The following is a 373-nucleotide window of genomic DNA, read 5'->3' as shown; positions in this document are numbered from 1 at the left end:
GGTTTGCTCAACAGCGAACCAATTTGGCGTTTCTTGATTTCCCATCGTAAAATGCCAACTGCTCCATGGGTATTCTTCTGGAGAGTCCACCATATATGCACGAACGGGGTTAAGTACAATATATCGACCGACTTCGAGCAGATATGCATCTTTATCAACGAGTACCGCTTTATAGCGGCCTTGATATAAGTGGCCGACTCGGCAGTGTTGACGGTTAAATTTTTGGGTGTACACTCCATTCAATTGGCGCATACCTTTACTTAGATTCCCATCAGGTGTTTCAAGCAATAGATGGTAATGATTAGTCATCAAACAGTAACTGTGAATCACCCAGTTAAATCGCTCGCAAGTTTGGGAAAGCACCTCAAGAAAC

At 43.4% G+C, this 373-nt stretch carries 1 protein-coding gene; it reads right to left on the bottom strand.

Annotated features, from left to right (window positions below):
- A partial coding sequence (locus RH88_RS10850; protein WP_174269644.1) for a transposase occupies positions 1-363 on the bottom strand: 363 nt, incomplete at its 3' end.
- Positions 364-373: the final 10 nt, after the last annotated feature.

Origin of the sequence: Vibrio scophthalmi LMG 19158 (assembly GCF_000222585.1) — a bacterium.
Classification (GTDB): Bacteria; Pseudomonadota; Gammaproteobacteria; order Enterobacterales; family Vibrionaceae; genus Vibrio; species Vibrio scophthalmi.
Note: the sequence above shows the minus strand (reverse complement) of the source record. Positions and strands in the feature narration are given on the sequence as shown.